The organism is Enterobacter asburiae (genome assembly GCF_001521715.1).
Classification (GTDB): Bacteria; Pseudomonadota; Gammaproteobacteria; order Enterobacterales; family Enterobacteriaceae; genus Enterobacter; species Enterobacter asburiae.
This window is the reverse complement of sequence record NZ_CP011863.1, coordinates 3,937,437-3,960,802: the sequence shown is the minus strand read 5'-3', so window position 1 is coordinate 3,960,802 and position 23,366 is coordinate 3,937,437. Positions and strand designations below refer to the sequence as shown.

Genomic DNA, 23,366 nt, shown 5'->3' with positions numbered 1-23,366 from the left:
TGTTGAGAACAGGTCACGAGATATGAAGATTATCATTCTGGGTGCAGGACAGGTGGGCGGAACGCTGGCGGAAAACCTGGTTGGCGAAAACAACGACATCACAATTGTTGATACCAACGGCGATCGTCTGCGTGTATTACAGGACAAGTTTGACCTGCGCGTGGTGCAGGGTCATGGTTCGCACCCACGTGTTCTTCGTGAGGCGGGCGCCGACGATGCCGACATGCTGGTTGCGGTAACCAGTTCTGACGAAACCAATATGGTGGCCTGTCAGGTGGCCTACTCGCTTTTCAACACGCCAAACCGAATTGCGCGTATTCGCTCTCCGGACTATGTTCGCGATGCTGAAAAACTGTTTAATTCCGAAGCGGTCCCCATTGACCACCTCATCGCACCAGAACAGCTGGTTATCGACAATATCTATCGCCTGATCGAATATCCGGGCGCCCTGCAGGTGGTGAACTTTGCCGAGGGCAAAGTGAGCCTGGCAGTGGTTAAGGCCTATTATGGCGGACCATTGATCGGCAATGCGCTTTCCACCATGCGCGAGCACATGCCGCATATCGATACGCGCGTTGCAGCGATTTTCCGTCACGACAGACCAATTCGCCCGCAAGGCTCCACGATTGTCGAAGCCGGTGATGAGGTCTTCTTTATTGCGGCCTCACAGCATATTCGTGCGGTGATGAGTGAACTTCAGCGTCTCGAAAAACCTTATAAACGCATTATGCTGGTCGGCGGCGGCAATATCGGCGCCGGTCTGGCACATCGTCTGGAAAAAGATTACAGCGTGAAGTTGATCGAGCGCGATCAACAGCGTGCTGCTGAACTGGCGGAGAAACTGCAAAATACGATCGTATTTTATGGTGATGCGTCTGATCAGGAGCTACTGGCTGAAGAGCATATTGATCAAGTTGATCTCTTTATTGCCGTCACCAACGACGACGAGGCGAATATAATGTCCGCCATGCTCGCAAAGCGCATGGGGGCTAAAAAAGTCATGGTGCTTATCCAGCGTAAGGCGTATGTCGATCTGGTTCAGGGCAGCGTTATTGATATTGCCATTTCCCCTCAGCAGGCGACAATTTCCGCGCTCCTGAGCCATGTTCGTAAAGCGGATATTGTCGGCGTGTCATCGCTGCGCCGTGGCGTAGCGGAGGCCATTGAAGCCGTTGCTCATGGAGATGAAACGACGTCACGAGTCGTCGGCCGTTCGATCGACGAAATTAAACTGCCGCCAGGCACGATTATCGGCGCCGTTGTGCGCGGGAACGACGTCATGATTGCCAATGATAATTTACGAATTGAGCAAGGCGATCACGTAATTATGTTCCTTACCGATAAAAAATTTATTACCGACGTCGAACGTTTATTCCAGCCAAGTCCATTCTTCCTTTAAAGAATTGGGTGCTCGAGTAAGAGCACCCTTACTTTATCCGTTTAATTTCTGTGCCTTTTATTTTTCATAATGTTTAATTATCCCGAATGGCAATTGGCTAATGATTTGTTAAACTTAAACTCGTCAGCTGGCACAAGGAGAGAACAATGAGTTTTATTAAAGAATTTCGCGAATTTGCGATGCGCGGGAACGTGGTGGATTTGGCAGTGGGTGTCATTATTGGTGCGGCATTCGGCAAGATTGTTTCATCATTAGTGGCCGACATTATCATGCCACCTTTAGGGTTGTTAATCGGCGGCATTGATTTCAAACAATTCGCTTTCACGCTGCGTGAAGCGCAGGGTGATGTTCCGGCAGTAGTAATGCACTATGGCGTATTTATTCAGAACGTATTTGATTTTGTGATTGTCGCGTTTGCCATATTTATGGCTATCAAGCTGATCAACAGACTCAACCGTAAAAAAGAAGAGCCGGCTGCAGCACCTGCGCCAACGAAAGAAGAAGTGCTGTTAAGTGAGATCCGCGATCTGTTAAAAGAGCAGAATAACCGCGTCTAATCAATAGATAAAAGCAGGAAGGCCAGTGGTAAATAAGCGATTCGCTTGCTTGCCACTGGCCTCCCAGTTACCCCGTTTTTCATGTTTGTCTTTACGCAGATAACTTCCTTTCCCTTTTTTATTCTTCTCAACGCGCTGCCTGAATAACGGGTCGTGAAGTAACGCCTCAATGGCATTGTCCTTGATTTGTCCTTTCGTGTGCTGATAGCGGCTCATAATGTCTCCAGAGCAAGGTTTATGACGACGGGAGTCTAGACCCGGTTGAACTAAAAATCAACAGCCCTGAGTTTCTCCACTCGCTCCCTGTTCAAGGGCTTCGAGGATTGAACAATAAATGCTGCTGTGTGCCGTACCACAGCAGGCATCATTCAGCCTTTGCAGAGAGCGCTGCATGGTTTGCAGTTCCTGTATACGCGCTTCAACTTCATCCAGCCGGGCCTGCACGATGCTTTTAGATTCCTGGCAGGTGTGGTGTTCCGGATCGATGCGGATCGATAATAACTCGCGGATCGAATCCAGTGTGAAACCGAGCTGACGCGCATAACGAATAAACCGCAGGCGCTGCAGATCGTTATCGGTATAAAGGCGAAAGCCTCCTTCAGTACGTACTTCATGATCGATCATCTGCTGCTTTTCGTAATATCGGATGGTATCCGGCGTAACGTTCGCAAGCTTCGCAAGTTCACCGATGCGGTACATAACTACTCCTCGCTTATTTTCTGCATCAATATTTCACCGTATTCACCGTGCAGAAAATCAGTGTTCATCCCAGCCTGGCGTAGCTTGAGTTCAAGCAGGGCGAGACGGCGGCTAAGTTCAGAATGTCGTGGATCGTCATGGCGGATCCCTTTTAGAAGATCGGCCAGTTCAACAGCCTCTCTGCGCTGTTCGAGCTCTGGGGGGAGACAACCCGCATTTTTCAGCAAACGGTATCCAGCCCGTAATTCCGGTGCGATGTGCGAATCATCGTCAAGCACAAGGGGTTCGCCGCTTCCCGGAAGAGCGTCGAATTCGCCTTTTTTTTGGGCATCGCGAATATGGCGTTCTGCCCACTGGTCGAGCAACCACATTACCGGCTCCTGGGGATGAACAGAATTGATACAGACATTGTAGAGAAGTGGGGATATCGCGGATATAAAAAAACCCGCCGGAGCGGGTTTTTTTACGTTACTGCAGATTACTCTGCAGCAGCTTCTGCTTTCTCTGAACGATCAACCAGCTCGATGTAAGCCATCGGCGCGTTGTCGCCTGCACGGAAACCACACTTCAGAATGCGAGTGTAACCACCGGCACGGCTCGCGAAACGCGGGCCCAGTTCGTTAAACAGTTTTGCCACGATCTCGTTATCACGAGTACGGGCGAATGCCAGACGACGATTAGCAACGCTGTCAGTCTTGGCAAGAGTAATCAGCGGCTCAACTACGCGACGCAGCTCTTTCGCTTTAGGCAGGGTCGTCTTGATGATCTCATGACGAACCAGTGAACCTGCCATGTTGCGGAACATAGCCTGGCGATGGCTGCTGTTGCGGTTCAGTTGACGACCACTCTTACGATGGCGCATGACCTTATCCTTCTCAGTAAAACCTTAACCTGTGATCCGGTTACTCGTCAGCAATGCTTGCCGGTGGCCAGTTTTCCAGGCGCATGCCCAGAGACAGACCACGTGAAGCCAGCACGTCTTTAATCTCAGTAAGAGATTTTTTACCCAGGTTCGGCGTTTTCAGCAACTCAACCTCGGTACGCTGTACCAGATCACCGATATAGTGGATAGCTTCTGCCTTGAGGCAGTTAGCAGAGCGGACAGTCAATTCGAGATCGTCAACAGGGCGCAGCAGGATCGGATCGAATTCTGGTTTCTCTTCTTTCACTTCCGGCTGACGTACATCACGTAAGTCAACGAAAGCTTCCAGTTGTTCTGCCAGGATGGTCGCCGCACGACGAATCGCCTCTTCAGGATCGATTGTGCCATTGGTTTCCATTTCGATGACCAGCTTGTCCAGGTCGGTACGCTGTTCTACACGCGCTGCTTCAACATTGTAGGCAATACGCTCTACAGGGCTGTAGCATGCGTCGACCAGCAGACGGCCGATTGGGCGCTCATCTTCTTCCGAATGAATTCGGGCAGAAGCCGGCACATAACCACGACCGCGCTGAACTTTGATACGCATGCTAATAGCTGCGTTCTCATCGGTCAGGTGGCAGATCACGTGCTGCGGCTTGACGATTTCAACATCACCGTCGTGGGTGATGTCGGCTGCAGTCACAGGGCCAATGCCAGATTTATTCAGAGTAAGAATAACTTCATCTTTACCCTGAACTCTCACCGCCAGCCCTTTCAGGTTGAGCAGGATTTCAAGGATATCTTCCTGAACGCCTTCTTTGGTGCTGTACTCATGAAGTACACCATCAATCTCAACCTCGGTCACCGCGCAACCCGGCATCGATGAGAGCAGAATACGGCGCAGTGCGTTACCCAGAGTATGGCCAAAGCCACGCTCTAAAGGCTCAAGGGTCACCTTGGCGTGCGTCGAACTCACTTGCTCGATATCTACCAGGCGCGGTTTTAGAAACTCTGTCACAGAACCCTGCATTGTGTCCTCTCTTTGGTACTAAGCTTTACTTGGAGTAAAGCTCGACGATCAGGTGTTCGTTAATGTCCGCAGACAGATCAGAACGTTCTGGCTGACGCTTGAACGTACCTTCCATCTTGCCAGCATCAACTTCCAGCCAGGTTGGCTTTTCACGCTGCTCAGCCAGCTCCAGAGCGGCCTTCACGCGAGATTGCTTTTTCGCTTTCTCACGAATGCTAACAACGTCATTCGCTTTAACCTGATAAGAAGCGATGTTAACAACACGACCGTTTACCATGATTGCTTTGTGGCTAACCAGCTGACGTGATTCAGCACGAGTAGCGCCGAAGCCCATACGGTATACAACGTTGTCCAGACGACCTTCCAGCAGAGCCAGCAGGTTTTCACCTGTGTTGCCTTTCAGACGTGCTGCTTCTTTATAGTAGTTACGGAACTGACGCTCCAGCACACCGTACATACGGCGAACTTTTTGCTTTTCACGCAACTGCACACCATAGTCAGACAGACGCGGTTTACGCGCACCGTGCTGGCCAGGAGCTTGTTCAATTTTACACTTGGTATCGATCGCGCGAACGCCAGACTTAAGGAATAAGTCGGTGCCCTCACGACGGCTCAGCTTGAGCTTAGGACCCAAATATCTTGCCATTTTCTATCTCCAACTAACCTAAAAAACGGAGCGTTATACGCGACGTTTTTTCGGCGGACGACAACCGTTATGAGGGATCGGAGTCACATCAGTAATATTCGTGATGCGGAAACCAGCGGCGTTCAGAGCGCGAACAGTAGATTCACGACCCGGACCCGGACCTTTAACCATAACTTCCAGATTCTTGATGCCGTATTCTTTTACGGCTTCTGCGCAACGCTCTGCTGCAACCTGAGCTGCGAACGGAGTGGATTTGCGAGAACCACGGAAACCGGAACCACCGGCTGTTGCCCAACCCAATGCGTTACCCTGACGATCAGTAATAGTAACGATGGTGTTGTTGAAAGAAGCATGGATATGAGCCACGCCGTCAGAGACTTGTTTTCTTACACGTTTACGTGCACGAACTGGTGCCTTTGCCATTATTCAATCACCCCGATTATTTCTTGATCGGTTTGCGCGGACCCTTACGGGTACGTGCGTTGGTCTTAGTACGCTGACCGCGCACTGGCAGACCACGACGATGACGCAAACCGCGATAGCAACCAAGATCCATCAGGCGCTTGATGCTCATGCTGATTTCACGGCGCAGATCACCTTCAACGACAAATTTGGCAACTTCGTCACGCAGCGTGTCGATTTGTTCTTCAGACAGCTCACTGATCTTAACATCTTCAGCGATACCCGCTGCAGCCAGAATGGCTTTAGAACGGGTCTTGCCGACGCCGTAGATCGAAGTTAATGCGATCACAGCATGTTTCTGATCAGGAATGTTAATGCCTGCTATACGGGCCACTATGCACTCCTACTATTTAATATGTACGCACCATGCTGAAAAGCCCGTTTTCAGGATACTCAAATGGAAACGTACAGACATACAAAAGATTGGCTGGCTAATCTAGCCAGCTCAACCCAACTTTGCAAGAAAAATATGCGAAATAATCAGCCTTGGCGCTGTTTATGCTTCGGCTCGGCACTGCAAATCACACGGATGACACCATCACGCTTAACGATTTTGCAGTTACGGCATAATTTCTTGACGGAAGCACGAACTTTCATTTTTACTCTCCGTAACTTCTCAGGCGACCATTTAGCGGCCGTAGCCTTTCAGGTTCGCCTTCTTCAATGCAGACTCGTACTGACTGGACATCATTAGAGTTTGCACTTGAGCCATAAAGTCCATAATCACGACAACAACGATAAGCAGTGAGGTCCCACCGAAGTAGAACGGTACTTTCATTGCATCACGCATGAACTCCGGGATCAGGCAGATAAAAGTAATATAAAGCGCACCAACCAAAGTCAGGCGAGTCATTACTTTATCGATATACTTCGCCGTTTGCTCTCCCGGACGAATTCCTGGTACAAATGCACCGGACTTCTTCAGGTTATCTGCTGTTTCACGCGGGTTGAAGACCAACGCCGTGTAGAAGAAACAGAAGAAGATGATCGCAGACGCATAGAGTAACACATAAAGTGGTTGCCCAGGCTGCAAATACAGCGAAATTGTTGTCAGCCAGTTCCAACCAGTACCGCCCCCGAACCATGACGCGATGGTCGCCGGGAACAGAATAATACTGGAAGCGAAGATAGCCGGGATAACCCCCGCCATGTTCACTTTCAGCGGTAAATGTGTGCTCTGTGCAGCATAGACACGACGACCTTGCTGACGTTTAGCGTAGTTCACCACAATGCGGCGTTGACCACGTTCAACGAAGACAACAAAGAACGTCACTGCAAATACTAATACTGCAACCAACAGCAACAGGAGGAAGTGCAGGTCGCCTTGACGCGCTTGCTCGATAGTATGGGCGATGGCTGGCGGGAGGCCCGCAACAATACCGGCGAAGATAATGATAGAGATACCGTTACCGATACCACGCTCAGTAATCTGTTCGCCGAGCCACATCAGGAACATAGTCCCTGTGACCAGACTTACAACAGCGGTGAAGTAGAATGCAAAGCCCGGGTTTAACACCAGGCCCTGCATACCAGGCATATTCGGCAGACCGGTAGCAATACCGATCGCCTGGAATATTGCCAGCACCAGAGTACCGTAACGGGTGTACTGACTAATCTTACGACGTCCAGACTCCCCTTCTTTCTTCAACTCTGCCAGGGCCGGATGAACGACCGTCAGCAGCTGGATAATAATAGATGCCGAAATGTACGGCATAATACCCAATGCAAAGATAGAAGCACGGCTGAGAGCACCACCAGAGAACATGTTGAACATTTCAATGATGGTGCCTCGCTGTTGCTCAAGCAGTTTGGCAAGTACAGCGGCATCGATACCAGGGATCGGAATAAAAGAGCCAATACGGAACACAATCAGCGCGCCGATAACAAACAGCAGTCTGCGTTTCAGCTCGCCAAATCCACCTTTGGCACTTTGAAAATCTAATCCCGGTTGCTTAGCCATCTGCTACTTATTCCTCAATTTTACCGCCAGCAGCTTCGATAGCAGCACGAGCACCTTTAGTAACACGCAGGCCACGAACAGTTACCGGAGTAGAAACTTCACCAGCCAGGATCACTTTCGCGAACTCGATCTGGATACCGATAATGTTTGCTGCTTTCAGCGTGTTCAGGTCTACAACGCCGCCTTCAACTTTCGCCAGGTCAGACAGACGGATTTCCGCTGTGATCGCTGCTTTGCGAGAGGTGAAGCCGAACTTCGGCAGACGACGGTACAGTGGCATCTGGCCACCCTCGAAACCGCGACGTACGCCACCGCCAGAACGAGAGTTCTGACCTTTGTGACCACGACCACCGGTTTTGCCGAGGCCAGAACCGATACCACGACCCAGGCGTTTACCCGCCTTTTTAGAGCCTTCGGCCGGAGACAGAGTATTTAAACGCATCTCTTACTCCTCAACTTTAACCATGAAGTAAACCGCGTTGACCATACCACGAACAGCAGGAGTATCCTCGCGTTCAACGGTATGACCAATACGACGCAGACCCAGGCCAAGCAGCGTTGCCTTGTGTTTCGGCAGACGACCGATTGCACTGCGGGTTTGAGTGATTTTAATAGTCTTTGCCATGGTCAATTACCCCAGAATTTCTTCAACGGATTTACCACGCTTGGCAGCGACCATTTCTGGAGAATTCATATTTTCCAGGCCATCAATAGTTGCACGAACCACGTTGATCGGGTTAGTGGAACCATATGCTTTGGCCAGAACGTTATGAACCCCAGCAACTTCCAGAACGGCGCGCATTGCACCACCGGCGATGATACCGGTACCTTCTGAAGCTGGCTGCATGAATACACGAGAACCCGTGTGAACACCTTTAACTGGGTGCTGCAGGGTGCCGTTGTTCAGCGCGACGTTAATCATATTGCGACGGGCTTTTTCCATCGCTTTCTGGATCGCTGCTGGAACTTCACGCGCTTTACCGTAACCAAAACCAACGCGACCGTTACCATCGCCTACTACAGTCAGTGCTGTGAAGGAGAAAATACGACCACCTTTAACGGTTTTAGATACGCGGTTTACCGCGATCAGCTTTTCCTGCAGTTCGCCAGCCTGTTTTTCGATGTGAGCCATCTTACACCTCTACCTTAGAACTGAAGGCCAGCTTCACGGGCAGCATCTGCCAGTGCCTGGACACGACCATGATATTGGAACCCGGAACGGTCAAAGGAAACATTGCTGATGCCTTTTTCCAGAGCGCGTTCAGCAACAGCTTTACCTACAGCTGCAGCGGCGTCTTTGTTACCGGTGTACTTCAATTGTTCTGAGATAGCTTTTTCTACAGTAGAAGCAGCTACCAGAACTTCAGAACCGTTCGGTGCAATTACCTGTGCGTAAATATGACGCGGGGTACGATGTACCACCAGGCGAGTTGCACCCAGCTCTTTGAGCTTGCGGCGTGCGCGGGTCGCACGACGGATACGAGCAGATTTCTTATCCATAGTGTTACCTTACTTCTTCTTAGCCTCTTTGGTACGCACGACTTCGTCGGCGTAACGAACACCCTTGCCTTTATAAGGCTCAGGACGACGGTAGGCGCGCAGATCTGCTGCAACCTGACCGATCAGCTGTTTATCAGCGCCTTTCAGCACGATTTCAGTTTGAGTCGGACATTCTGCAGTGATACCGGCCGGCAGCGGATGCTCAACAGGGTGTGAGAAGCCCAGAGACAGGCCTACTGCATTCCCTTTGATAGCTGCACGATAACCTACACCAACCAGCTGAAGCTTTTTAGTGAAGCCTTCGGTAACACCAACAACCATTGAGTTCAGCAGGGCACGCGCGGTACCAGCCTGAGCCCATCCATCCACGAAACCATCACGTGGACCGAAGGTCAGAGCGTTATCTGCATGTTTAACTTCAACAGCTTTGTTGAGGGTACGAGTCAGCTCGCCGTTTTTACCTTTGATCGTAATAACCTGACCGTCGATTTTTACATCAACGCCGGCAGGAATAACGACCGGTGCTTTAGCAACACGAGACATTCTTTCCTCCGATTAGGCTACGTAGCAGATAATTTCGCCACCAAGACCAGCCTGGCGCGCTGCACGATCAGTCATAACACCTTTAGAGGTAGAAACAACTGCGATACCAAGACCAGCCATAACTTTTGGCAGCTCATCTTTTTTCTTATAGATGCGCAGACCTGGGCGGCTGACACGCTGAATGCTTTCTACAACAGCTTTACCCTGGAAATACTTGAGAGTAAGTTCCAGTTCCGGCTTGGTGTCGCCTTCAACTTTAAAATCTTCGATAAAACCTTCTTCCTTCAGCACGTTGGCAATTGCCACTTTCAGCTTGGCGGAAGGCATGGTGACCGCAACTTTGTTCGCGGCCTGACCGTTACGGATACGGGTCAGCATATCCGCGATCGGATCTTGCATGCTCATCTGTCTTTACTCCCGTGATTCAATTGGTAATTACCAGCTAGCCTTTTTCAAGCCTGGCACTTCACCGCGCATAGCGGCTTCACGCAGTTTGATACGGCTCAACCCAAACTTGCCCACATAACCATGTGGACGACCTGTTTGACGACAGCGGTTACGCTGACGAGACGGGCTGGAATCACGCGGCAGAGACTGCAGCTTGAGAACCGCATTCCAACGATCTTCGTCGGAAGCGTTCACATCAGAAATGATCGCTTTCAGTTCAGCGCGTTTAGCGAAGAATTTATCAGCTAAAGCTACGCGCTTTACTTCGCGTGCTTTCATTGATTGCTTAGCCATTCAGTAACCCTACCTTACTTGCGGAACGGGAAGTCAAAGGCAGCCAGCAGAGCACGGCCTTCTTCGTCAGATTTCGCAGTAGTGGTAATGGTAATATCCAAACCACGCACGCGGTCGACTTTATCGTAGTCGATTTCTGGGAAGATGATCTGCTCACGGACACCCATGCTGTAGTTACCACGACCGTCGAAAGACTTAGCGGACAAGCCACGGAAGTCACGGATACGTGGAACAGCAATAGTGATCAGGCGCTCAAAGAACTCCCACATGCGTTCGCCACGCAGAGTTACTTTACAGCCGATCGGATAGCCCTGACGGATTTTGAAGCCTGCAACAGATTTGCGTGCTTTGGTGATCAGCGGTTTTTGACCGGAGATTGCTGTCAGATCAGCTGCTGCGTTATCCAGCAGTTTCTTGTCAGCGATCGCTTCACCAACACCCATGTTCAGGGTGATCTTCTCGACCCGAGGGACTTGCATGACAGAATTGTAGTTAAACTCAGTCATGAGTTTGTTAACTACTTCGTCTTTGTAGTAATCATGCAGTTTCGCCATCGTACTACTCCAAATTACTTGATAGTTTCGCTGTTAGACTTGAAGAAACGGACTTTTTTGCCGTCTTCGAATCTAAAGCCTACACGGTCAGCCTTGCCGGTAGCCGCATTGAAGATTGCAACGTTAGAAACCTGAATAGCAGCTTCTTTTTCAACGATGCCACCTGGTTGGTTCAGGGCCGGAACCGGCTTCTGATGTTTCTTAACCAGGTTGATACCTTCAACGACAAGTTTGCCGGAAGACAGAACATTTTTTACTTTACCGCGTTTACCTTTATCTTTACCGGTTAACACGATAACTTCGTCATCACGACGGATTTTCGCTGCCATGATTCGCTCCTTAGAGTACTTCTGGTGCCAGAGAGATAATTTTCATGAACTTCTCAGTACGAAGTTCACGAGTTACCGGCCCAAAGATACGCGTGCCGATAGGCTGCTCGCTGTTATTGTTTAAAATAACGCATGCATTACCATCGAAGCGAATGACAGAACCGTCAGGGCGACGAACACCCTTCTTGGTGCGCACCACTACCGCCTTCAGCACATCACCTTTTTTGACCTTACCACGTGGAATTGCTTCCTTGATGGTGATCTTGATGATGTCGCCTACGCCTGCGTAGCGACGGTGCGAGCCACCCAGAACCTTGATACACATTACGCGACGTGCACCGGAGTTGTCGGCGACGTTCAGCATAGTCTGTTCTTGGATCATTTTAGTGCTCCGCTAATGTCAACTACTACCTGAGACTCTAAAATCAGAGCCGTTAAAAAGCCCCATATCGAGGGCGCGGCATTATAACACCGCTTCTGCAATATGGGTAGAAAAAATAAACGGCTCATCGCTGAGCCGTTTATTCGTATTGAGAAGGCGTACTGTATTACAGAACCGCTTTCTCTACAACGCGAACCAGCGTCCAGGACTTAGTCTTGGACAGTGGACGGCATTCACGGATTTCAACCTTGTCGCCGATACCACATTCGTTGTTCTCGTCATGTACGTGCAGTTTGGTCGTACGCTTGATGAATTTACCGTAGATCGGGTGTTTCACAATACGTTCGATAGCTACAACAATGGATTTCTCCATTTTGTCGCTAACAACACGACCTTGCAGAGTACGGATTTTATCGGTCATTACGCACCCGCCTTCTGAGTCAGTAAAGTCTTAACGCGTGCAACATTGCGACGCACTTGCTTCAGCAGGTGAGTCTGTTGCAGCTGGCCACTTGCAGCCTGCATACGCAGGTTGAACTGCTCACGCAGCAGGTTCAGCAGCTCAGCGTTCAGCTCTTCAACGCTTTTTTCACGCAGCTCTTTTGCTTTCATTACATCACCGTCTTAGTTACAAAGGTGGTTTTGATAGGCAGTTTCGCTGCTGCCAGGCCGAAGGCTTCACGGGCCAGCTCTTCCGGAACACCGTCCATTTCATAAAGGACTTTGCCCGGTTGGATCAAGGCAACCCAGTACTCCACGTTACCTTTACCTTTACCCATACGAACTTCCAGTGGCTTCTCGGTGATCGGTTTGTCCGGGAATACACGGATCCAGATCTTACCTTGACGCTTAACTGCACGGGTCATTGCACGACGTGCTGCTTCGATCTGACGTGCAGTCAGACGACCACGGCCAACAGCTTTCAGACCGAAAGTGCCGAAGCTAACATCCGTACCCTGCGCCAGACCACGGTTGCGGCCTTTGTGCACTTTACGGAATTTTGTACGCTTTGGTTGTAACATCAGCGACGCTCCTTATTTACGGCCTTTACGCTGCTGCTTTTTAGGTTGAGCAGCCGGTTTTTCCGGTTGTTCAACAGCAGCCATACCACCCAGGATCTCACCTTTGAAGATCCATACCTTAACGCCGATTACACCGTAAGTGGTGTGCGCTTCAGAGGTGTTGTAGTCGATGTCAGCACGCAGAGTGTGCAGCGGTACGCGACCTTCGCGGTACCATTCGGTACGTGCGATTTCCGCGCCGCCCAGACGGCCGCTAACTTCAACTTTGATACCTTTAGCGCCCAGACGCATTGCGTTCTGTACAGCACGCTTCATAGCACGACGGAACATAACACGACGTTCCAGCTGTGAAGTGATGCTGTCAGCAACCAATTTAGCGTCCAGTTCAGGCTTACGAACTTCAGCGATATTGATCTGTGCAGGAACGCCAGCGATATCCGCTACGACCTTGCGCAGTTTTTCTACGTCTTCGCCTTTCTTACCGATAACGATGCCAGGACGAGCAGTGTGAATAGTCACACGGATGCTCTTCGCTGGACGCTCGATAACGATACGAGATACAGACGCTTTAGCCAGTTCCTTAGTCAGGTACTGACGTACTTTAAAATCGCTGTCCAGGTTGTCAGCGAATTCTTTGGTGTTCGCAAACCAGGTAGAGTTCCATGGTTTTACAATACCCAGGCGAATACCATTAGGATGTACTTTCTGACCCATTGCTAGTCTCCAGAGTCTCAGCGATCGGACACAACCACAGTAATGTGGCTGGTGCGCTTCAGGATGCGATCTGCACGACCTTTCGCACGCGGCATAATGCGCTTCATGCTTGGGCCTTCATCTACGAAAATTTTCGCGACTTTCAGATCGTCGATGTCAGCGCCATCGTTGTGTTCAGCGTTAGCAATGGCAGATTCCAGTACTTTCTTGACCAATACCGCAGCTTTCTTGTTGGTATAGGTCAGGATGTCCAGGGCCTGCGACACTTTCTTACCGCGAATCAGGTCAGCAACAAGGCGAACCTTCTGAGCAGAAGAACGAGCATGGCGATGTTGAGCTAAAGTTTCCATCTCTTCCTCCTACCTTATTTCTTCTTCGCTTTTTTATCAGCAGCGTGGCCGCGATAAGTACGAGTCGGTGCGAATTCACCCAGTTTGTGACCAACCATTTCGTCGGTAACAAAGACTGGAACGTGCTGACGACCATTATGGACAGCGATGGTCAAACCGATCATGTTAGGAAAGATCGTTGAACGACGGGACCAAGTGCGCAGGGGCTTCTTGTCTCCGCTTTCCACCGCTTTCTCTACCTTCTTCAGCAAGTGCAGGTCAATAAAAGGACCTTTCTTGAGAGAACGTGGCATGGCTTATCCTCTAAAATTATTTGCTACGGCGACGTACGATAAATTTATCAGTACGCTTGTTGCTGCGGGTCTTCTTACCTTTGGTCTGAACGCCCCACGGAGTTACCGGGTGCTTACCAAAGTTACGACCTTCACCACCACCATGTGGGTGGTCGACTGGGTTCATCGCAGTACCGCGAACGGTAGGACGAACACCACGCCAGCGTGCAGCACCTGCTTTACCCAGAACGCGCAGCATATGCTCAGCATTGCCAACTTCGCCCAGAGTAGCGCGGCAGTCTGCTTCGACTTTACGCATTTCACCAGAACGCAGACGCAGGGTGACATAAGCACCATCACGAGCAACGATCTGAACGTAAGTACCAGCGGAACGTGCCAGCTGACCGCCTTTACCTGGTTTCATTTCTACGTTATGAACGGTAGAACCAACCGGGATATTGCGCATCGGCAGGGTGTTGCCTGCTTTGATTGCAGCATCAACGCCAGACTGAATCTGGTCGCCAGCTTTCAGGCCTTTAGGGGCCAGGATGTAACGGCGTTCGCCGTCTTTGTACAGAACCAGCGCGATGTTCGCGGAACGGTTCGGATCGTACTCAAGACGTTCAACAACTGCTGGGATACCGTCTTTGTTGCGTTTGAAGTCAACAATACGATAAGCCTGCTTGTGGCCACCACCGATGTGACGAGTGGTGATACGGCCATTGTTGTTACGACCACCGGATTTGCTGTTTTTTTCCAGCAACGGAGCAAAAGGTTTGCCCTTGTGCAGCTCAGGGTTAACCACTTTAACTACGTGGCGACGACCCGGAGATGTCGGTTTACATTTAACAACTGCCATTGTATTACTCCTCCGACTTACTCAGCGCCGCCAACGAAGTCCAGATTCTGGCCTTCTTTCAGGGTGACGTAAGCTTTTTTCCAGTCGCTACGACGACCGATACGCTGTCCGTGACGTTTAACTTTCCCTTTAACTACCAGGGTGTTAACGACTTCGACTTCGACTTCAAACAGTTTCTGCACAGCAGCTTTGATCTCTGCTTTGGTCGCGTCTTTAGCAACTTTGAGAACGATGGTGTTTGTTTTTTCCATCGCAGTAGACGCTTTTTCAGAAACGTGCGGTGCGCGAAGCACCTTCAGCAGACGTTCTTCACGAATCATGCCAGCATCTCCTCAACTTGCTTAACAGCATCAGCAGTCATTACGACTTTGTCGAAGGCGATCAGGCTAACCGGGTCGATACCAGTCGCATCGCGTACGTCAACCTTGTGCAGGTTACGTGCGGCCAGGAACAGGTTCTCGTCCAGCTCACCGGTGATGATCAGCACATCTTCCAGAGCCATGTCTTTCAGTTTCTGTGCCAGCAGCTTAGTTTTAGGCGCTTCAACAGAGAACTTCTCGACAACGATCAGACGATCCTGACGTACCAGTTCGGACAGGATGCTTTTCAGCGCGCCGCGGTACATCTTTTTGTTAACTTTTTGACTGTGGTCCTGTGGACGCGCAGCGAAGGTCACGCCACCTGAACGCCAGATCGGGCTCTTGATAGAACCTGAACGCGCACGGCCGGTACCTTTCTGGCGCCATGGCTTTTTGCCAGAACCAGTTACTTCAGCACGAGTCTTCTGAGCACGAGTACCCTGACGAGCACCAGCTGCATAAGCAACTACAACCTGGTGAACCAGCGCTTCGTTGAAATCACGACCGAAGGTAGTTTCGGAAACAGTCAGCGCGCTCTGCGCGTCTTTCAATACTAATTCCATTGCTATCCCCTTACGCCTTCACAGCTGGTTTAACGATCAGGTCGCTACCGGTTGCACCCGGAACTGCACCTTTAACCAGCAGCAGGTTGCGCTCAGCGTCAACACGTACTACGTCCAGGCTCTGAACGGTCACACGTTCGTTACCCAGCTGACCTGCCATTTTCTTGCCTTTGAACACTTTGCCCGGAGTCTGGTTCTGACCGATAGAACCCGGAACGCGGTGAGACAAGGAGTTACCGTGGGTAGCGTCCTGGGTACGGAAGTTCCAGCGCTTAACAGTACCAGCAAAACCTTTACCTTTAGAGGTACCGGTTACGTCAACTTTTTTAACGTCAGCAAACAGCTCAACGCTAATGTCCTGACCTACGGTGAACTCTTCGCCTTCAGCAAGACGGAATTCCCACAGACCACGGCCAGCTTCTACGCCAGCTTTAGCGAAGTGACCCGCTTCTGGTTTGGTTACACGGTTAGCTTTTTTAGCACCAGTGGTCACCTGAACAGCGCGGTAGCCATCGTTAGCCAGATCTTTAACCTGGGTAACGCGGTTTGCTTCAACTTCGATTACGGTTACTGGGATTGAAACGCCATCTTCAGTGAAGATGCGGGTCATGCCCACTTTTTTACCGACTAAACCAATCATTGTATCAACCTCTCAATCGCTCGATGACCTGATTAACCCAGGCTGATCTGCACGTCTACACCGGCAGCCAGATCCAGACGCATCAGAGCATCAACGGTTTTCTCAGTTGGCTCAACGATGTCAACCAGACGCTTGTGAGTGCGGATTTCGTACTGATCGCGCGCGTCTTTGTTGACGTGCGGGGAGATCAGAACGGTGAAGCGCTCTTTGCGGGTCGGCAGCGGGATCGGACCACGGACTTGCGCACCAGTGCGCTTAGCAGTCTCGACGATTTCCGCGGTTGATTGATCGATCAGACGATGATCAAACGCTTTAAGGCGGATACGGATTCTTTGGTTCTGCATGAGACCAGAGCTCCAATTATTTTATAAACGAAAATGATTACTCCTCAAACCCATTACGATTGATGGGAGAGTGTAACCGTTCTTACGTAGCTCCCCAATTGGGAGCATTGTTGAGTAACAAAGTGAGCTACTCTGGTTCAGATTGAACCCGCCGTCAATTACGACAAGCCCGCGCATTATACGTAAATCTGGGCAAGACGCAAGTGCCGTTTAGAAATTAAGCGCCTGAGGTGCAGTATGCGTAAGGGCACGCAACTTTTTACGCAATGTATCCCTTCTCAATGCTTTGTCTCGAGCCCCTACGCAATTGTCGTTTTTGTCGATTGCCGGCCAGGCCGATTATAACGAGTATGCGCTCAAACCCTTTTGAGGCCATTTCCATGTTAACCACCCTCCCCTTTTTGCTGAGCTATTTTTCGCTGACGGCCTTTCTTGTCCATGCAGATATTCGCTACGGACTGCTTCCCGATAAATTTCTCTGCCCGCTACTCTGGACGGGCCTGCTCTTTCAGCTCTGTATCCATCCTGATTTTCTGCCGAGTGCGGTGGTGGGTGCAATGGCGGGATATATCGGCTTTGCCGTTATCTACTGGGGATATCGGTTTATCTGCCGGCGTGAAGGGATGGGATATGGCGATGTAAAATACCTGGCGGCGCTTGGTGCCTGGCATGGCTGGTGCGTGCTGCCTGCGCTGGCGCTACTCGCTGCGCTTATGGCGCTACTTAGCATTCTTGTGTTTTCGTTATTCATCTCTGATAAAGGGGCATTAAAAAACCCACTGCCTTTTGGGCCATTTCTGGCAGCAGCGGGTTTATGCATAGGCTGGAAGACGGTGGTTACTCTTCCACTTTAATCTGCGACTGAAGGTAGTTCTGCAGGCCGATTTTAGCAATCAGGTCCAGTTCCGTTTCCAGCCAGTCAATGTGGCCTTCTTCATCGGCCAGGATCTGGATCATCATATCGCGACTGACGTAGTCATGTACGCTGTCTGCGTAGGCAATAGCTTCACGGAGATCTTTGGCGCCTTCAAGCTCCAGCCTGAGGTCGGAACGCAGCATCTCTTCGACATCTTCTCCGATGCCCAGCTTTCCAAGATCCTGCAGGTTTGGAATACCTTCAAGAAATAAAATACGCTCGATATATTTATCGGCGTGCTTCATTTCATCGATCGATTCATGGTACTCAACGTCGTTCAAACGTTTAAGCCCCCAGTTTTTGAACATTCTCGCGTGAAGAAAGTACTGGTTAATTGCGACAAGCTCATTTCCCAATAATTTATTGAGATAACTTATGATTTTAACATCACCTTTCATTATATAGTCCCTCCGCTTCCACTCATTGAAGCGTAGATCGGGCTACAGGGATGTCAAAAAAAAGATGGGCGCTTACGCGATCTCTTTGTATTCCGGGATCTGCATCAATTCGTCCTGCATGATCTCTCGCGCAGCACGTACACATTTACCGCATTGATTTCCCACCGGAACAAATTTGCGTAGCTGCTGAAATGACTGAGGCTGAAACTGACGAACGGCCTGACGTATTTTCTTGTCGCTTACACCATTACATAAACAAACGTACATAGAGACTCCCGTTCAAATTATGCGCAAAGTGTAAGTGAGAATGGTTATGATTACAATAGCACAAGCGCCACAATACGGGGCGGGAGCAGGCAAAAAATGCGAAATTTTGTGACAGTGCCTGAACGGCAGAAAACAAAAAAGGACGCCGAAGCGTCCTTTTTTTATTCAGGGATAATTAATTAGCCCAGAACTTTAGCAACAACGCCCGCGCCAACGGTACGGCCGCCTTCACGGATTGCGAAACGCAGACCGTCGTCCATCGCGATTGGGTGGATCAGAGTCACAACCATCTTGATGTTGTCGCCTGGCATTACCATCTCAACGCCTTCTGGCAGTTCGATGGTACCGGTCACGTCAGTTGTACGGAAGTAGAACTGTGGACGGTAGCCTTTGAAGAACGGAGTATGACGGCCGCCTTCGTCTTTGGACAGGATGTACACTTCAGATTCGAACTTGGTGTGTGGCTTGATTGAGCCTGGCTTCGCCAGAACCTGACCACGTTCGATTTCTTCACGTTTGATACCACGCAGCAGAACACCAACGTTCTCACCAGCACGGCCTTCGTCCAGCAGTTTGCGGAACATTTCAACGCCAGTACAGGTAGACTTCGCAGTCTCTTTGATACCAACGATTTCAACTTCTTCGCCAACTTTGATGATACCGCGCTCTACACGACCGGTAACAACGGTACCACGACCGGAGATGGAGAATACGTCTTCGATTGGCAGCAGGAATGGCTTGTCAATCGCACGCTCTGGTTCTGGGATGTAAGAATCCAGGAAGCCAGCCAGTTCGATGATTTTCGCTTCCCACTCTGCGTCGCCTTCCAGCGCTTTCAGAGCAGAACCACGAACGATTGGAGTATCGTCGCCCGGGAAATCGTACTGAGACAGCAGTTCACGAACTTCCATCTCTACCAGTTCCAGCAGCTCTTCGTCATCAACCATGTCGCATTTGTTCAGGAACACGATGATGAAAGGAACGCCTACCTGACGACCCAGCAGGATGTGCTCACGAGTCTGAGGCATTGGGCCGTCAGTCGCAGCAACAACCAGGATCGCGCCGTCCATCTGCGCAGCACCGGTGATCATGTTTTTAACATAGTCGGCGTGGCCTGGGCAGTCTACGTGTGCGTAGTGGCGAGTCGGGGTGTCATATTCAACGTGGGAAGTGTTGATGGTGATACCACGAGCTTTTTCTTCTGGTGCGTTATCGATCTGGTCGAATGCACGAGCAGAACCACCGTAGGTTTTAGCCAGAACGGTAGTGATTGCAGCAGTCAGGGTAGTTTTACCATGGTCAACGTGGCCGATAGTACCAACGTTGACGTGCGGTTTTGTACGTTCAAATTTTTCTTTAGACACGGCTATATTCCTTACTATAGTGCTCTCCCCTGTGGAGAGAGCACGGGACTTAGGTTTTAATCCTGTGGATTACTTACCACGGGCTTCAATAACGGCCTGAGCAACGTTGTTAGGCGCATCATCATACTTCAGGAATTCCATGGTGTATGATGCACGACCTTTGGTCAGAGAACGCAGCTGAGTTGCATATCCGAACATTTCAGACAGCGGAACTTCAGCGTGGATCTTAACGCCAGTCACTTCGGATTCCTGACCACGCAGCATACCGCGACGACGGCTCAAGTCACCGATAACGTCACCGGTGTTCTCTTCAGGAGTTTCTACTTCAACCTTCATGATTGGCTCAAGCAGAACTGGTTTTGCTTTCTTAAAGCCTTCTTTAAAGGCAATAGACGCAGCCAGTTTAAACGCCAGTTCAGAGGAGTCAACGTCGTGGTAAGAACCGAAGTGCAGACGAACACCCATGTCAACAACCGGATAGCCAGCCAGAGGGCCCGCTTTCAGCTGTTCCTGAATGCCTTTATCAACGGCTGGGATGTATTCGCCAGGAATTACACCACCTTTGATGTCGTTGATGAACTCGTAACCTTTCGGGTTAGAGCCCGGCTCCAGTGGGTACATGTCGATCACAACGTGACCGTACTGACCGCGACCACCAGACTGCTTAGCGTGTTTACCTTCAACATCGGTAACTTTCGCACGAATCGCTTCGCGGTAAGCAACCTGAGGTTTACCCACGTTCGCTTCAACGTTGAATTCACGCTTCATACGGTCAACGATGATGTCCAGGTGCAGTTCACCCATACCAGCGATGATGGTCTGGTTAGATTCTTCATCAGTCCATACGCGGAATGATGGGTCTTCTTTCGCCAGACGGCCCAGAGCCAGACCCATTTTTTCCTGGTCAGCTTTGGTTTTTGGTTCAACTGCGATGGAGATTACCGGCTCAGGGAATTCCATACGCTCCAGAATGATCGGGTGATCCGGGTCACACAGGGTGTCACCAGTGGTCACGTCTTTCAGACCGATAGCTGCAGCGATGTCGCCCGCACGAACTTCTTTGATCTCTTCACGTTTGTTAGCGTGCATCTGTACGATACGGCCAAAACGTTCACGCGCCGCTTTCACGGAGTTCAGGATGGTGTCACCGGAGTTAACCACGCCAGAGTAAACGCGGAAGAAGGTCAGGTTACCCACGAATGGGTCGGTAGCAATTTTGAACGCCAGTGCAGAGAATGGCTCTTCGTCGCTTGCGTGACGCTCAGCCGGAGTATCTTTACCGTCGTCCAGGATGCCGTTGATCGCAGGAACGTCAACCGGGGATGGCAGGTAATCAACTACCGCATCCAGCATCGCCTGAACACCTTTGTTCTTGAACGCAGAACCACAGGTTACCAGGATGATTTCGTTGTTCAGAACGCGCTGACGCAGAGCTTTTTTGATCTCTTCTTCAGTCAGTTCTTCACCACCCAGGTATTTCTCCATCAGCTCTTCAGAAGCTTCAGCAGCGGATTCGATCAGGTTCTGGTGCCATTCGTCAGCCAGGTCCTGCATTTCAGCCGGGATATCTTCGTATTCGAAGGTAACGCCCTGGTCTGCATCGTTCCAGTTGATGGCTTTCATTTTCACCAGGTCGATAACGCCGGTGAAGCCTTCTTCAGCACCAATTGCCAGCTGCAGCGGAACAGGGTTCGCGCCCAGACGGGATTTGATCTGACCAACAACTTTCAGGAAGTTAGCACCCATACGGTCCATTTTGTTAACGAACGCGATGCGTGGAACTTTATATTTGTTCGCCTGACGCCATACGGTCTCAGACTGTGGCTGAACACCACCAACTGCGCAATAAACCATTACCGCGCCGTCAAGAACACGCATGGAACGTTCTACTTCGATGGTGAAGTCAACGTGCCCTGGGGTGTCGATGATGTTTACGCGATGCGGTTCGTACTGCTTAGCCATACCTGACCAGAATGCAGTAGTCGCTGCGGAGGTGATAGTGATACCACGCTCCTGCTCCTGTTCCATCCAGTCCATGGTGGCTGCGCCGTCATGAACTTCACCGATTTTATGGTTTACACCGGTGTAGAACAGAATACGTTCGGTAGTAGTGGTTTTACCGGCGTCGATGTGCGCACTGATACCGATGTTACGGTAGCGTGCGATGGGTGTTGTACGAGCCATTTGATTCCTCGTTTATATCTTTAGGCGTTCAGTTAAGTTACCCAGAGCGGGCGGCTTCTCTGAAGCGCCCGCCTGGTGACTAATACTCCGAAGGGATTACCAACGGTAGTGTGCGAACGCCTTGTTGGCTTCTGCCATACGGTGAACGTCTTCACGTTTCTTAACTGCAGTACCTTTGTTGTCTGCAGCATCAGAAAGTTCGTTCGCCAGACGCAGAGCCATGGATTTATCACCGCGTTTACGAGCAGCTTCAACGATCCAACGCATTGCCAGAGCATTACGACGAACCGGACGAACTTCAACTGGAACCTGATAAGTAGAACCACCAACGCGGCGGGACTTAACTTCTACGGTTGGGCGAACGTTGTCGAGAGCGACTTCGAAAGCTTCCAGTTCATTTTTACCAGAACGCTGAGCCAGGGTCTCAAGCGCGCTGTATACGATTGCTTCTGCAGTAGATTTTTTACCATCTACCATCAGGATATTTACAAATTTTGCCAGCAGTTCTGATCCGAATTTCGGATCTGGAAGGATTTTACGCTGACCAATGACGCGACGACGTGGCATGGGAATACTCCGTTGTTAATTCAGGATTGTCCAAAACTCAAAGAGTTTAGTTTGACATTAAGATAAATCAGTTTGGCCTTACTTAACGGAGAACCATTAAGCCTTAGGACGCTTCACGCCGTACTTGGAGCGAGCCTGCTTACGGTCTTTAACACCTGAGCAGTCGAGCGCACCACGAACGGTGTGGTAACGAACACCCGGAAGGTCTTTAACACGACCGCCACGGATCAGGATCACGGAGTGCTCCTGCAGGTTGTGACCTTCACCACCGATGTAGGAAGTCACTTCGAAACCGTTAGTCAAACGCACACGGCATACTTTACGCAGTGCGGAGTTTGGTTTTTTAGGAGTGGTGGTATATACACGAGTACATACACCACGTTTCTGCGGGCAGGCTTCCAGCGCAGGCACGTTGCTCTTTGCAACTTTGCGTGCGCGTGGTTTGCGTACCAGCTGGTTAACTGTTGCCATTAAATAGCTCCTGGTTTTAGCTTTTGCTTCGTAAACACGTAATAAAACGACCTCATACAATATGAGGACGCGAAATTTTAGGGCTACGTCGAAAAGGTGTCAAGAAATATACAGCGATCTCAAATCACCAGTTCATTTGACTGGCGTGCGTCACAGTAAGATTGACGAAATCAGTATAGCCAACCACGTCAATTTTGGCTGAAATTTGACCAGAAAGACCCCGCGCATCCAGATCGTCCTTCAGCGCAGAGACTGTTATGGGGGCATTCGTGAGGATTTCAACGAAACGACTGCCTTCCAGTGCGGCAAGCACGCCATCCTGAATCAGCAGCAGATCATCACCTTCGCGCAGCATACTCAGTAACGCGTCGGTATCACATTGCCATGGTGAATGGCTCAGAGTATGGAGCAT

General features: G+C 50.3%; 41 protein-coding genes. 3 read left to right on the top strand and 38 right to left on the bottom strand.

Annotation, left to right across the window (positions count from 1 at the left end; translation table 11 throughout):
• Nucleotides 1-22: 22 nt before the first annotated feature.
• Entirely contained in the window at nt 23-1,399 is a 1,377-nt protein-coding gene (trkA, locus tag ACJ69_RS19165) for a Trk system potassium transporter TrkA (protein ID WP_008503482.1), read from the top strand.
• A 146-nt stretch (nt 1,400-1,545) separates the two neighbouring features.
• A complete protein-coding gene (gene mscL / locus ACJ69_RS19160; RefSeq protein ID WP_023309449.1) occupies nt 1,546-1,956 on the top strand; it encodes a large-conductance mechanosensitive channel protein MscL in 411 nt (136 codons plus the stop codon).
• Here mscL and ACJ69_RS19155 read toward each other — a convergent pair whose 3' ends face one another.
• From ACJ69_RS19155 to rpsJ, 31 genes are all read right to left on the bottom strand, one after another.
• Complete coding sequence (locus tag ACJ69_RS19155; RefSeq protein ID WP_023309450.1) at nt 1,957-2,172, bottom strand: alternative ribosome-rescue factor A; 216 nt, start codon at nt 2,170-2,172, stop codon at nt 1,957-1,959. It lies immediately after the preceding gene.
• A 57-nt stretch (nt 2,173-2,229) separates the two neighbouring features.
• Nucleotides 2,230-2,655, bottom strand: coding sequence for a Zn(2+)-responsive transcriptional regulator (gene zntR / locus ACJ69_RS19150; RefSeq protein ID WP_029740638.1), 426 nt, complete (start codon nt 2,653-2,655; stop codon nt 2,230-2,232).
• A gap of 2 nt (nt 2,656-2,657) precedes the next feature.
• The gene (locus ACJ69_RS19145; protein WP_029740637.1) at nt 2,658-3,026 is read right to left on the bottom strand and encodes a DnaJ family domain-containing protein; all 369 of its coding nucleotides are present in this window, start codon (nt 3,024-3,026) and stop codon (nt 2,658-2,660) included.
• A 107-nt stretch (nt 3,027-3,133) separates the two neighbouring features.
• The gene (gene rplQ, locus ACJ69_RS19140; protein WP_001216368.1) at nt 3,134-3,517 is read right to left on the bottom strand and encodes a 50S ribosomal protein L17; all 384 of its coding nucleotides are present in this window, start codon (nt 3,515-3,517) and stop codon (nt 3,134-3,136) included.
• Nucleotides 3,518-3,557: 40 nt separating this feature from the next.
• Nucleotides 3,558-4,547, bottom strand: coding sequence for a DNA-directed RNA polymerase subunit alpha (locus ACJ69_RS19135; RefSeq protein WP_002919219.1), 990 nt, complete (start codon nt 4,545-4,547; stop codon nt 3,558-3,560).
• A 25-nt stretch (nt 4,548-4,572) separates the two neighbouring features.
• Entirely contained in the window at nt 4,573-5,193 is a 621-nt protein-coding gene (gene rpsD / locus ACJ69_RS19130) for a 30S ribosomal protein S4 (protein WP_004868345.1), read from the bottom strand.
• Between the two features lie 33 nt (nt 5,194-5,226).
• A complete protein-coding gene (rpsK, locus tag ACJ69_RS19125; RefSeq protein WP_003863312.1) occupies nt 5,227-5,616 on the bottom strand; it encodes a 30S ribosomal protein S11 in 390 nt (129 codons plus the stop codon).
• 16 nt (nt 5,617-5,632) lie between these two features.
• Nucleotides 5,633-5,989 (bottom strand): 30S ribosomal protein S13, encoded by a 357-nt coding sequence (gene rpsM, locus ACJ69_RS19120; RefSeq protein ID WP_003863308.1) that lies wholly within the window; start codon nt 5,987-5,989, stop codon nt 5,633-5,635.
• Between the two features lie 146 nt (nt 5,990-6,135).
• The gene (gene rpmJ, locus ACJ69_RS19115) at nt 6,136-6,252 is read right to left on the bottom strand and encodes a 50S ribosomal protein L36 (RefSeq protein WP_000868187.1); all 117 of its coding nucleotides are present in this window, start codon (nt 6,250-6,252) and stop codon (nt 6,136-6,138) included.
• Between the two features lie 31 nt (nt 6,253-6,283).
• Nucleotides 6,284-7,615 carry a preprotein translocase subunit SecY gene (gene secY, locus ACJ69_RS19110; RefSeq protein WP_029740636.1) on the bottom strand — a complete coding sequence of 444 codons (1,332 nt, stop codon included), beginning with the start codon at nt 7,613-7,615 and terminating at the stop codon, nt 6,284-6,286.
• A 7-nt stretch (nt 7,616-7,622) separates the two neighbouring features.
• The gene (rplO, locus tag ACJ69_RS19105; RefSeq protein WP_003863304.1) at nt 7,623-8,057 is read right to left on the bottom strand and encodes a 50S ribosomal protein L15; all 435 of its coding nucleotides are present in this window, start codon (nt 8,055-8,057) and stop codon (nt 7,623-7,625) included.
• Nucleotides 8,058-8,060: 3 nt separating this feature from the next.
• Complete coding sequence (gene rpmD / locus ACJ69_RS19100; RefSeq protein WP_003863301.1) at nt 8,061-8,240, bottom strand: 50S ribosomal protein L30; 180 nt, start codon at nt 8,238-8,240, stop codon at nt 8,061-8,063.
• A gap of 6 nt (nt 8,241-8,246) precedes the next feature.
• Entirely contained in the window at nt 8,247-8,747 is a 501-nt protein-coding gene (rpsE, locus tag ACJ69_RS19095) for a 30S ribosomal protein S5 (protein WP_003863299.1), read from the bottom strand.
• A gap of 14 nt (nt 8,748-8,761) precedes the next feature.
• Nucleotides 8,762-9,115, bottom strand: a complete 354-nt coding sequence (gene rplR, locus ACJ69_RS19090; protein WP_003863297.1) for a 50S ribosomal protein L18 — start codon at nt 9,113-9,115, stop codon at nt 8,762-8,764.
• A gap of 9 nt (nt 9,116-9,124) precedes the next feature.
• The gene (gene rplF, locus ACJ69_RS19085) at nt 9,125-9,658 is read right to left on the bottom strand and encodes a 50S ribosomal protein L6 (RefSeq protein WP_003863296.1); all 534 of its coding nucleotides are present in this window, start codon (nt 9,656-9,658) and stop codon (nt 9,125-9,127) included.
• A 12-nt stretch (nt 9,659-9,670) separates the two neighbouring features.
• Nucleotides 9,671-10,063 (bottom strand): 30S ribosomal protein S8, encoded by a 393-nt coding sequence (gene rpsH / locus ACJ69_RS19080; protein WP_006178918.1) that lies wholly within the window; start codon nt 10,061-10,063, stop codon nt 9,671-9,673.
• Between the two features lie 30 nt (nt 10,064-10,093).
• Nucleotides 10,094-10,399 (bottom strand): 30S ribosomal protein S14, encoded by a 306-nt coding sequence (gene rpsN, locus ACJ69_RS19075; RefSeq protein WP_003863291.1) that lies wholly within the window; start codon nt 10,397-10,399, stop codon nt 10,094-10,096.
• Nucleotides 10,400-10,413: 14 nt separating this feature from the next.
• On the bottom strand, nt 10,414-10,953 hold the full coding sequence (rplE, locus tag ACJ69_RS19070) for a 50S ribosomal protein L5 (RefSeq protein WP_001096206.1): 540 nt from the start codon (nt 10,951-10,953) through the stop codon (nt 10,414-10,416).
• Between the two features lie 14 nt (nt 10,954-10,967).
• Nucleotides 10,968-11,282, bottom strand: a complete 315-nt coding sequence (gene rplX / locus ACJ69_RS19065; protein ID WP_003863287.1) for a 50S ribosomal protein L24 — start codon at nt 11,280-11,282, stop codon at nt 10,968-10,970.
• Between the two features lie 10 nt (nt 11,283-11,292).
• Entirely contained in the window at nt 11,293-11,664 is a 372-nt protein-coding gene (gene rplN, locus ACJ69_RS19060; RefSeq protein WP_002919748.1) for a 50S ribosomal protein L14, read from the bottom strand.
• A 166-nt stretch (nt 11,665-11,830) separates the two neighbouring features.
• Complete coding sequence (rpsQ, locus tag ACJ69_RS19055; protein WP_008503489.1) at nt 11,831-12,085, bottom strand: 30S ribosomal protein S17; 255 nt, start codon at nt 12,083-12,085, stop codon at nt 11,831-11,833.
• Nucleotides 12,085-12,276: a 50S ribosomal protein L29 gene (gene rpmC / locus ACJ69_RS19050; RefSeq protein WP_003863282.1), complete on the bottom strand. Its 192-nt coding sequence runs from the start codon at nt 12,274-12,276 to the stop codon at nt 12,085-12,087. The genes rpsQ and rpmC overlap by 1 nt, the downstream gene beginning before the upstream one ends.
• Complete coding sequence (gene rplP, locus ACJ69_RS19045) at nt 12,276-12,686, bottom strand: 50S ribosomal protein L16 (RefSeq protein ID WP_002919759.1); 411 nt, start codon at nt 12,684-12,686, stop codon at nt 12,276-12,278. Before rplP ends, rpmC begins: the two co-directional genes overlap by 1 nt.
• A 12-nt stretch (nt 12,687-12,698) precedes the next feature.
• Nucleotides 12,699-13,400, bottom strand: a complete 702-nt coding sequence (rpsC, locus tag ACJ69_RS19040; protein ID WP_000529945.1) for a 30S ribosomal protein S3 — start codon at nt 13,398-13,400, stop codon at nt 12,699-12,701.
• A 17-nt stretch (nt 13,401-13,417) separates the two neighbouring features.
• Nucleotides 13,418-13,750 carry a 50S ribosomal protein L22 gene (gene rplV, locus ACJ69_RS19035; RefSeq protein WP_002919773.1) on the bottom strand — a complete coding sequence of 111 codons (333 nt, stop codon included), beginning with the start codon at nt 13,748-13,750 and terminating at the stop codon, nt 13,418-13,420.
• Between the two features lie 14 nt (nt 13,751-13,764).
• Complete coding sequence (gene rpsS / locus ACJ69_RS19030) at nt 13,765-14,043, bottom strand: 30S ribosomal protein S19 (RefSeq protein ID WP_001138117.1); 279 nt, start codon at nt 14,041-14,043, stop codon at nt 13,765-13,767.
• 16 nt (nt 14,044-14,059) lie between these two features.
• Nucleotides 14,060-14,881, bottom strand: coding sequence for a 50S ribosomal protein L2 (gene rplB, locus ACJ69_RS19025; protein ID WP_000301859.1), 822 nt, complete (start codon nt 14,879-14,881; stop codon nt 14,060-14,062).
• Nucleotides 14,882-14,898: 17 nt separating this feature from the next.
• Nucleotides 14,899-15,201 carry a 50S ribosomal protein L23 gene (gene rplW / locus ACJ69_RS19020; protein WP_000617546.1) on the bottom strand — a complete coding sequence of 101 codons (303 nt, stop codon included), beginning with the start codon at nt 15,199-15,201 and terminating at the stop codon, nt 14,899-14,901.
• The gene (gene rplD, locus ACJ69_RS19015; RefSeq protein ID WP_000424395.1) at nt 15,198-15,803 is read right to left on the bottom strand and encodes a 50S ribosomal protein L4; all 606 of its coding nucleotides are present in this window, start codon (nt 15,801-15,803) and stop codon (nt 15,198-15,200) included. Before rplD ends, rplW begins: the two co-directional genes overlap by 4 nt.
• 10 nt (nt 15,804-15,813) lie before the next feature.
• On the bottom strand, nt 15,814-16,443 hold the full coding sequence (rplC, locus tag ACJ69_RS19010; protein WP_006178923.1) for a 50S ribosomal protein L3: 630 nt from the start codon (nt 16,441-16,443) through the stop codon (nt 15,814-15,816).
• Between the two features lie 32 nt (nt 16,444-16,475).
• Complete coding sequence (rpsJ, locus tag ACJ69_RS19005; protein ID WP_001181005.1) at nt 16,476-16,787, bottom strand: 30S ribosomal protein S10; 312 nt, start codon at nt 16,785-16,787, stop codon at nt 16,476-16,478.
• 380 nt (nt 16,788-17,167) lie between these two features.
• Here rpsJ and ACJ69_RS19000 point away from each other — a divergent pair, with 380 nt between their 5' ends.
• The gene (locus tag ACJ69_RS19000) at nt 17,168-17,641 is read left to right on the top strand and encodes a prepilin peptidase (protein ID WP_059347851.1); all 474 of its coding nucleotides are present in this window, start codon (nt 17,168-17,170) and stop codon (nt 17,639-17,641) included.
• Here ACJ69_RS19000 and bfr read toward each other — a convergent pair.
• The 7 genes from bfr to tusB form a co-directional block, all read right to left on the bottom strand.
• On the bottom strand, nt 17,625-18,101 hold the full coding sequence (gene bfr, locus ACJ69_RS18995; RefSeq protein ID WP_008503492.1) for a bacterioferritin: 477 nt from the start codon (nt 18,099-18,101) through the stop codon (nt 17,625-17,627). The genes ACJ69_RS19000 and bfr overlap by 17 nt on opposite strands.
• Nucleotides 18,102-18,173: 72 nt before the next feature.
• Nucleotides 18,174-18,368, bottom strand: a complete 195-nt coding sequence (gene bfd / locus ACJ69_RS18990) for a bacterioferritin-associated ferredoxin (protein ID WP_008503493.1) — start codon at nt 18,366-18,368, stop codon at nt 18,174-18,176.
• Between the two features lie 179 nt (nt 18,369-18,547).
• On the bottom strand, nt 18,548-19,732 hold the full coding sequence (tuf, locus tag ACJ69_RS18985; RefSeq protein ID WP_023309456.1) for an elongation factor Tu: 1,185 nt from the start codon (nt 19,730-19,732) through the stop codon (nt 18,548-18,550).
• 69 nt (nt 19,733-19,801) lie between these two features.
• A complete protein-coding gene (fusA, locus tag ACJ69_RS18980; RefSeq protein ID WP_029741372.1) occupies nt 19,802-21,916 on the bottom strand; it encodes an elongation factor G in 2,115 nt (704 codons plus the stop codon).
• Nucleotides 21,917-22,012: 96 nt separating this feature from the next.
• The gene (rpsG, locus tag ACJ69_RS18975; protein WP_004106370.1) at nt 22,013-22,483 is read right to left on the bottom strand and encodes a 30S ribosomal protein S7; all 471 of its coding nucleotides are present in this window, start codon (nt 22,481-22,483) and stop codon (nt 22,013-22,015) included.
• A 96-nt stretch (nt 22,484-22,579) separates the two neighbouring features.
• Nucleotides 22,580-22,954 carry a 30S ribosomal protein S12 gene (rpsL, locus tag ACJ69_RS18970; RefSeq protein WP_000246815.1) on the bottom strand — a complete coding sequence of 125 codons (375 nt, stop codon included), beginning with the start codon at nt 22,952-22,954 and terminating at the stop codon, nt 22,580-22,582.
• Nucleotides 22,955-23,078: 124 nt separating this feature from the next.
• Complete coding sequence (gene tusB, locus ACJ69_RS18965) at nt 23,079-23,366, bottom strand: sulfurtransferase complex subunit TusB (RefSeq protein ID WP_054830114.1); 288 nt, start codon at nt 23,364-23,366, stop codon at nt 23,079-23,081.

Coding starts and splice junctions, on each gene's coding strand:
- fusA (WP_029741372.1), bottom strand. CDS start 21,916: ATGGCTCGTACAACACCCATCGCACGCTACCGTAACATCGGTATCAGT.
- mscL (WP_023309449.1), top strand. CDS start 1,546: ATGAGTTTTATTAAAGAATTTCGCGAATTTGCGATGCGCGGGAACGTG.
- rpsG (WP_004106370.1), bottom strand. CDS start 22,483: ATGCCACGTCGTCGCGTCATTGGTCAGCGTAAAATCCTTCCAGATCCG.
- rplO (WP_003863304.1), bottom strand. CDS start 8,057: ATGCGTTTAAATACTCTGTCTCCGGCCGAAGGCTCTAAAAAGGCGGGT.
- bfr (WP_008503492.1), bottom strand. CDS start 18,101: ATGAAAGGTGATGTTAAAATCATAAGTTATCTCAATAAATTATTGGGA.
- rpsL (WP_000246815.1), bottom strand. CDS start 22,954: ATGGCAACAGTTAACCAGCTGGTACGCAAACCACGCGCACGCAAAGTT.
- ACJ69_RS19000 (WP_059347851.1), top strand. CDS start 17,168: ATGTTAACCACCCTCCCCTTTTTGCTGAGCTATTTTTCGCTGACGGCC.
- rpmJ (WP_000868187.1), bottom strand. CDS start 6,252: ATGAAAGTTCGTGCTTCCGTCAAGAAATTATGCCGTAACTGCAAAATC.
- trkA (WP_008503482.1), top strand. CDS start 23: ATGAAGATTATCATTCTGGGTGCAGGACAGGTGGGCGGAACGCTGGCG.
- rpsK (WP_003863312.1), bottom strand. CDS start 5,616: ATGGCAAAGGCACCAGTTCGTGCACGTAAACGTGTAAGAAAACAAGTC.
- rplW (WP_000617546.1), bottom strand. CDS start 15,201: ATGATTCGTGAAGAACGTCTGCTGAAGGTGCTTCGCGCACCGCACGTT.
- rplP (WP_002919759.1), bottom strand. CDS start 12,686: ATGTTACAACCAAAGCGTACAAAATTCCGTAAAGTGCACAAAGGCCGC.
- bfd (WP_008503493.1), bottom strand. CDS start 18,368: ATGTACGTTTGTTTATGTAATGGTGTAAGCGACAAGAAAATACGTCAG.
- rplB (WP_000301859.1), bottom strand. CDS start 14,881: ATGGCAGTTGTTAAATGTAAACCGACATCTCCGGGTCGTCGCCACGTA.
- rpsJ (WP_001181005.1), bottom strand. CDS start 16,787: ATGCAGAACCAAAGAATCCGTATCCGCCTTAAAGCGTTTGATCATCGT.
- rpsE (WP_003863299.1), bottom strand. CDS start 8,747: ATGGCTCACATCGAAAAACAGGCTGGCGAACTGCAGGAAAAGCTGATC.
- rplX (WP_003863287.1), bottom strand. CDS start 11,282: ATGGCAGCGAAAATCCGTCGTGATGACGAAGTTATCGTGTTAACCGGT.
- rpmD (WP_003863301.1), bottom strand. CDS start 8,240: ATGGCAAAGACTATTAAAATCACTCAAACCCGCAGTGCAATCGGTCGT.
- rpsD (WP_004868345.1), bottom strand. CDS start 5,193: ATGGCAAGATATTTGGGTCCTAAGCTCAAGCTGAGCCGTCGTGAGGGC.
- rplV (WP_002919773.1), bottom strand. CDS start 13,750: ATGGAAACTTTAGCTCAACATCGCCATGCTCGTTCTTCTGCTCAGAAG.
- rplD (WP_000424395.1), bottom strand. CDS start 15,803: ATGGAATTAGTATTGAAAGACGCGCAGAGCGCGCTGACTGTTTCCGAA.
- rpsS (WP_001138117.1), bottom strand. CDS start 14,043: ATGCCACGTTCTCTCAAGAAAGGTCCTTTTATTGACCTGCACTTGCTG.
- ACJ69_RS19135 (WP_002919219.1), bottom strand. CDS start 4,547: ATGCAGGGTTCTGTGACAGAGTTTCTAAAACCGCGCCTGGTAGATATC.
- ACJ69_RS19145 (WP_029740637.1), bottom strand. CDS start 3,026: ATGTGGTTGCTCGACCAGTGGGCAGAACGCCATATTCGCGATGCCCAA.
- rpsH (WP_006178918.1), bottom strand. CDS start 10,063: ATGAGCATGCAAGATCCGATCGCGGATATGCTGACCCGTATCCGTAAC.
- rplC (WP_006178923.1), bottom strand. CDS start 16,443: ATGATTGGTTTAGTCGGTAAAAAAGTGGGCATGACCCGCATCTTCACT.
- rplF (WP_003863296.1), bottom strand. CDS start 9,658: ATGTCTCGTGTTGCTAAAGCACCGGTCGTTATTCCTGCCGGCGTTGAT.
- rplN (WP_002919748.1), bottom strand. CDS start 11,664: ATGATCCAAGAACAGACTATGCTGAACGTCGCCGACAACTCCGGTGCA.
- rplE (WP_001096206.1), bottom strand. CDS start 10,953: ATGGCGAAACTGCATGATTACTACAAAGACGAAGTAGTTAACAAACTC.
- rpmC (WP_003863282.1), bottom strand. CDS start 12,276: ATGAAAGCAAAAGAGCTGCGTGAAAAAAGCGTTGAAGAGCTGAACGCT.
- zntR (WP_029740638.1), bottom strand. CDS start 2,655: ATGTACCGCATCGGTGAACTTGCGAAGCTTGCGAACGTTACGCCGGAT.
- rplR (WP_003863297.1), bottom strand. CDS start 9,115: ATGGATAAGAAATCTGCTCGTATCCGTCGTGCGACCCGCGCACGCCGC.
- rpsC (WP_000529945.1), bottom strand. CDS start 13,400: ATGGGTCAGAAAGTACATCCTAATGGTATTCGCCTGGGTATTGTAAAA.
- rpsN (WP_003863291.1), bottom strand. CDS start 10,399: ATGGCTAAGCAATCAATGAAAGCACGCGAAGTAAAGCGCGTAGCTTTA.
- ACJ69_RS19155 (WP_023309450.1), bottom strand. CDS start 2,172: ATGAGCCGCTATCAGCACACGAAAGGACAAATCAAGGACAATGCCATT.
- rpsQ (WP_008503489.1), bottom strand. CDS start 12,085: ATGACCGATAAAATCCGTACTCTGCAAGGTCGTGTTGTTAGCGACAAA.
- secY (WP_029740636.1), bottom strand. CDS start 7,615: ATGGCTAAGCAACCGGGATTAGATTTTCAAAGTGCCAAAGGTGGATTT.
- tusB (WP_054830114.1), bottom strand. CDS start 23,366: ATGCTCCATACTCTGAGCCATTCACCATGGCAATGTGATACCGACGCG.
- rplQ (WP_001216368.1), bottom strand. CDS start 3,517: ATGCGCCATCGTAAGAGTGGTCGTCAACTGAACCGCAACAGCAGCCAT.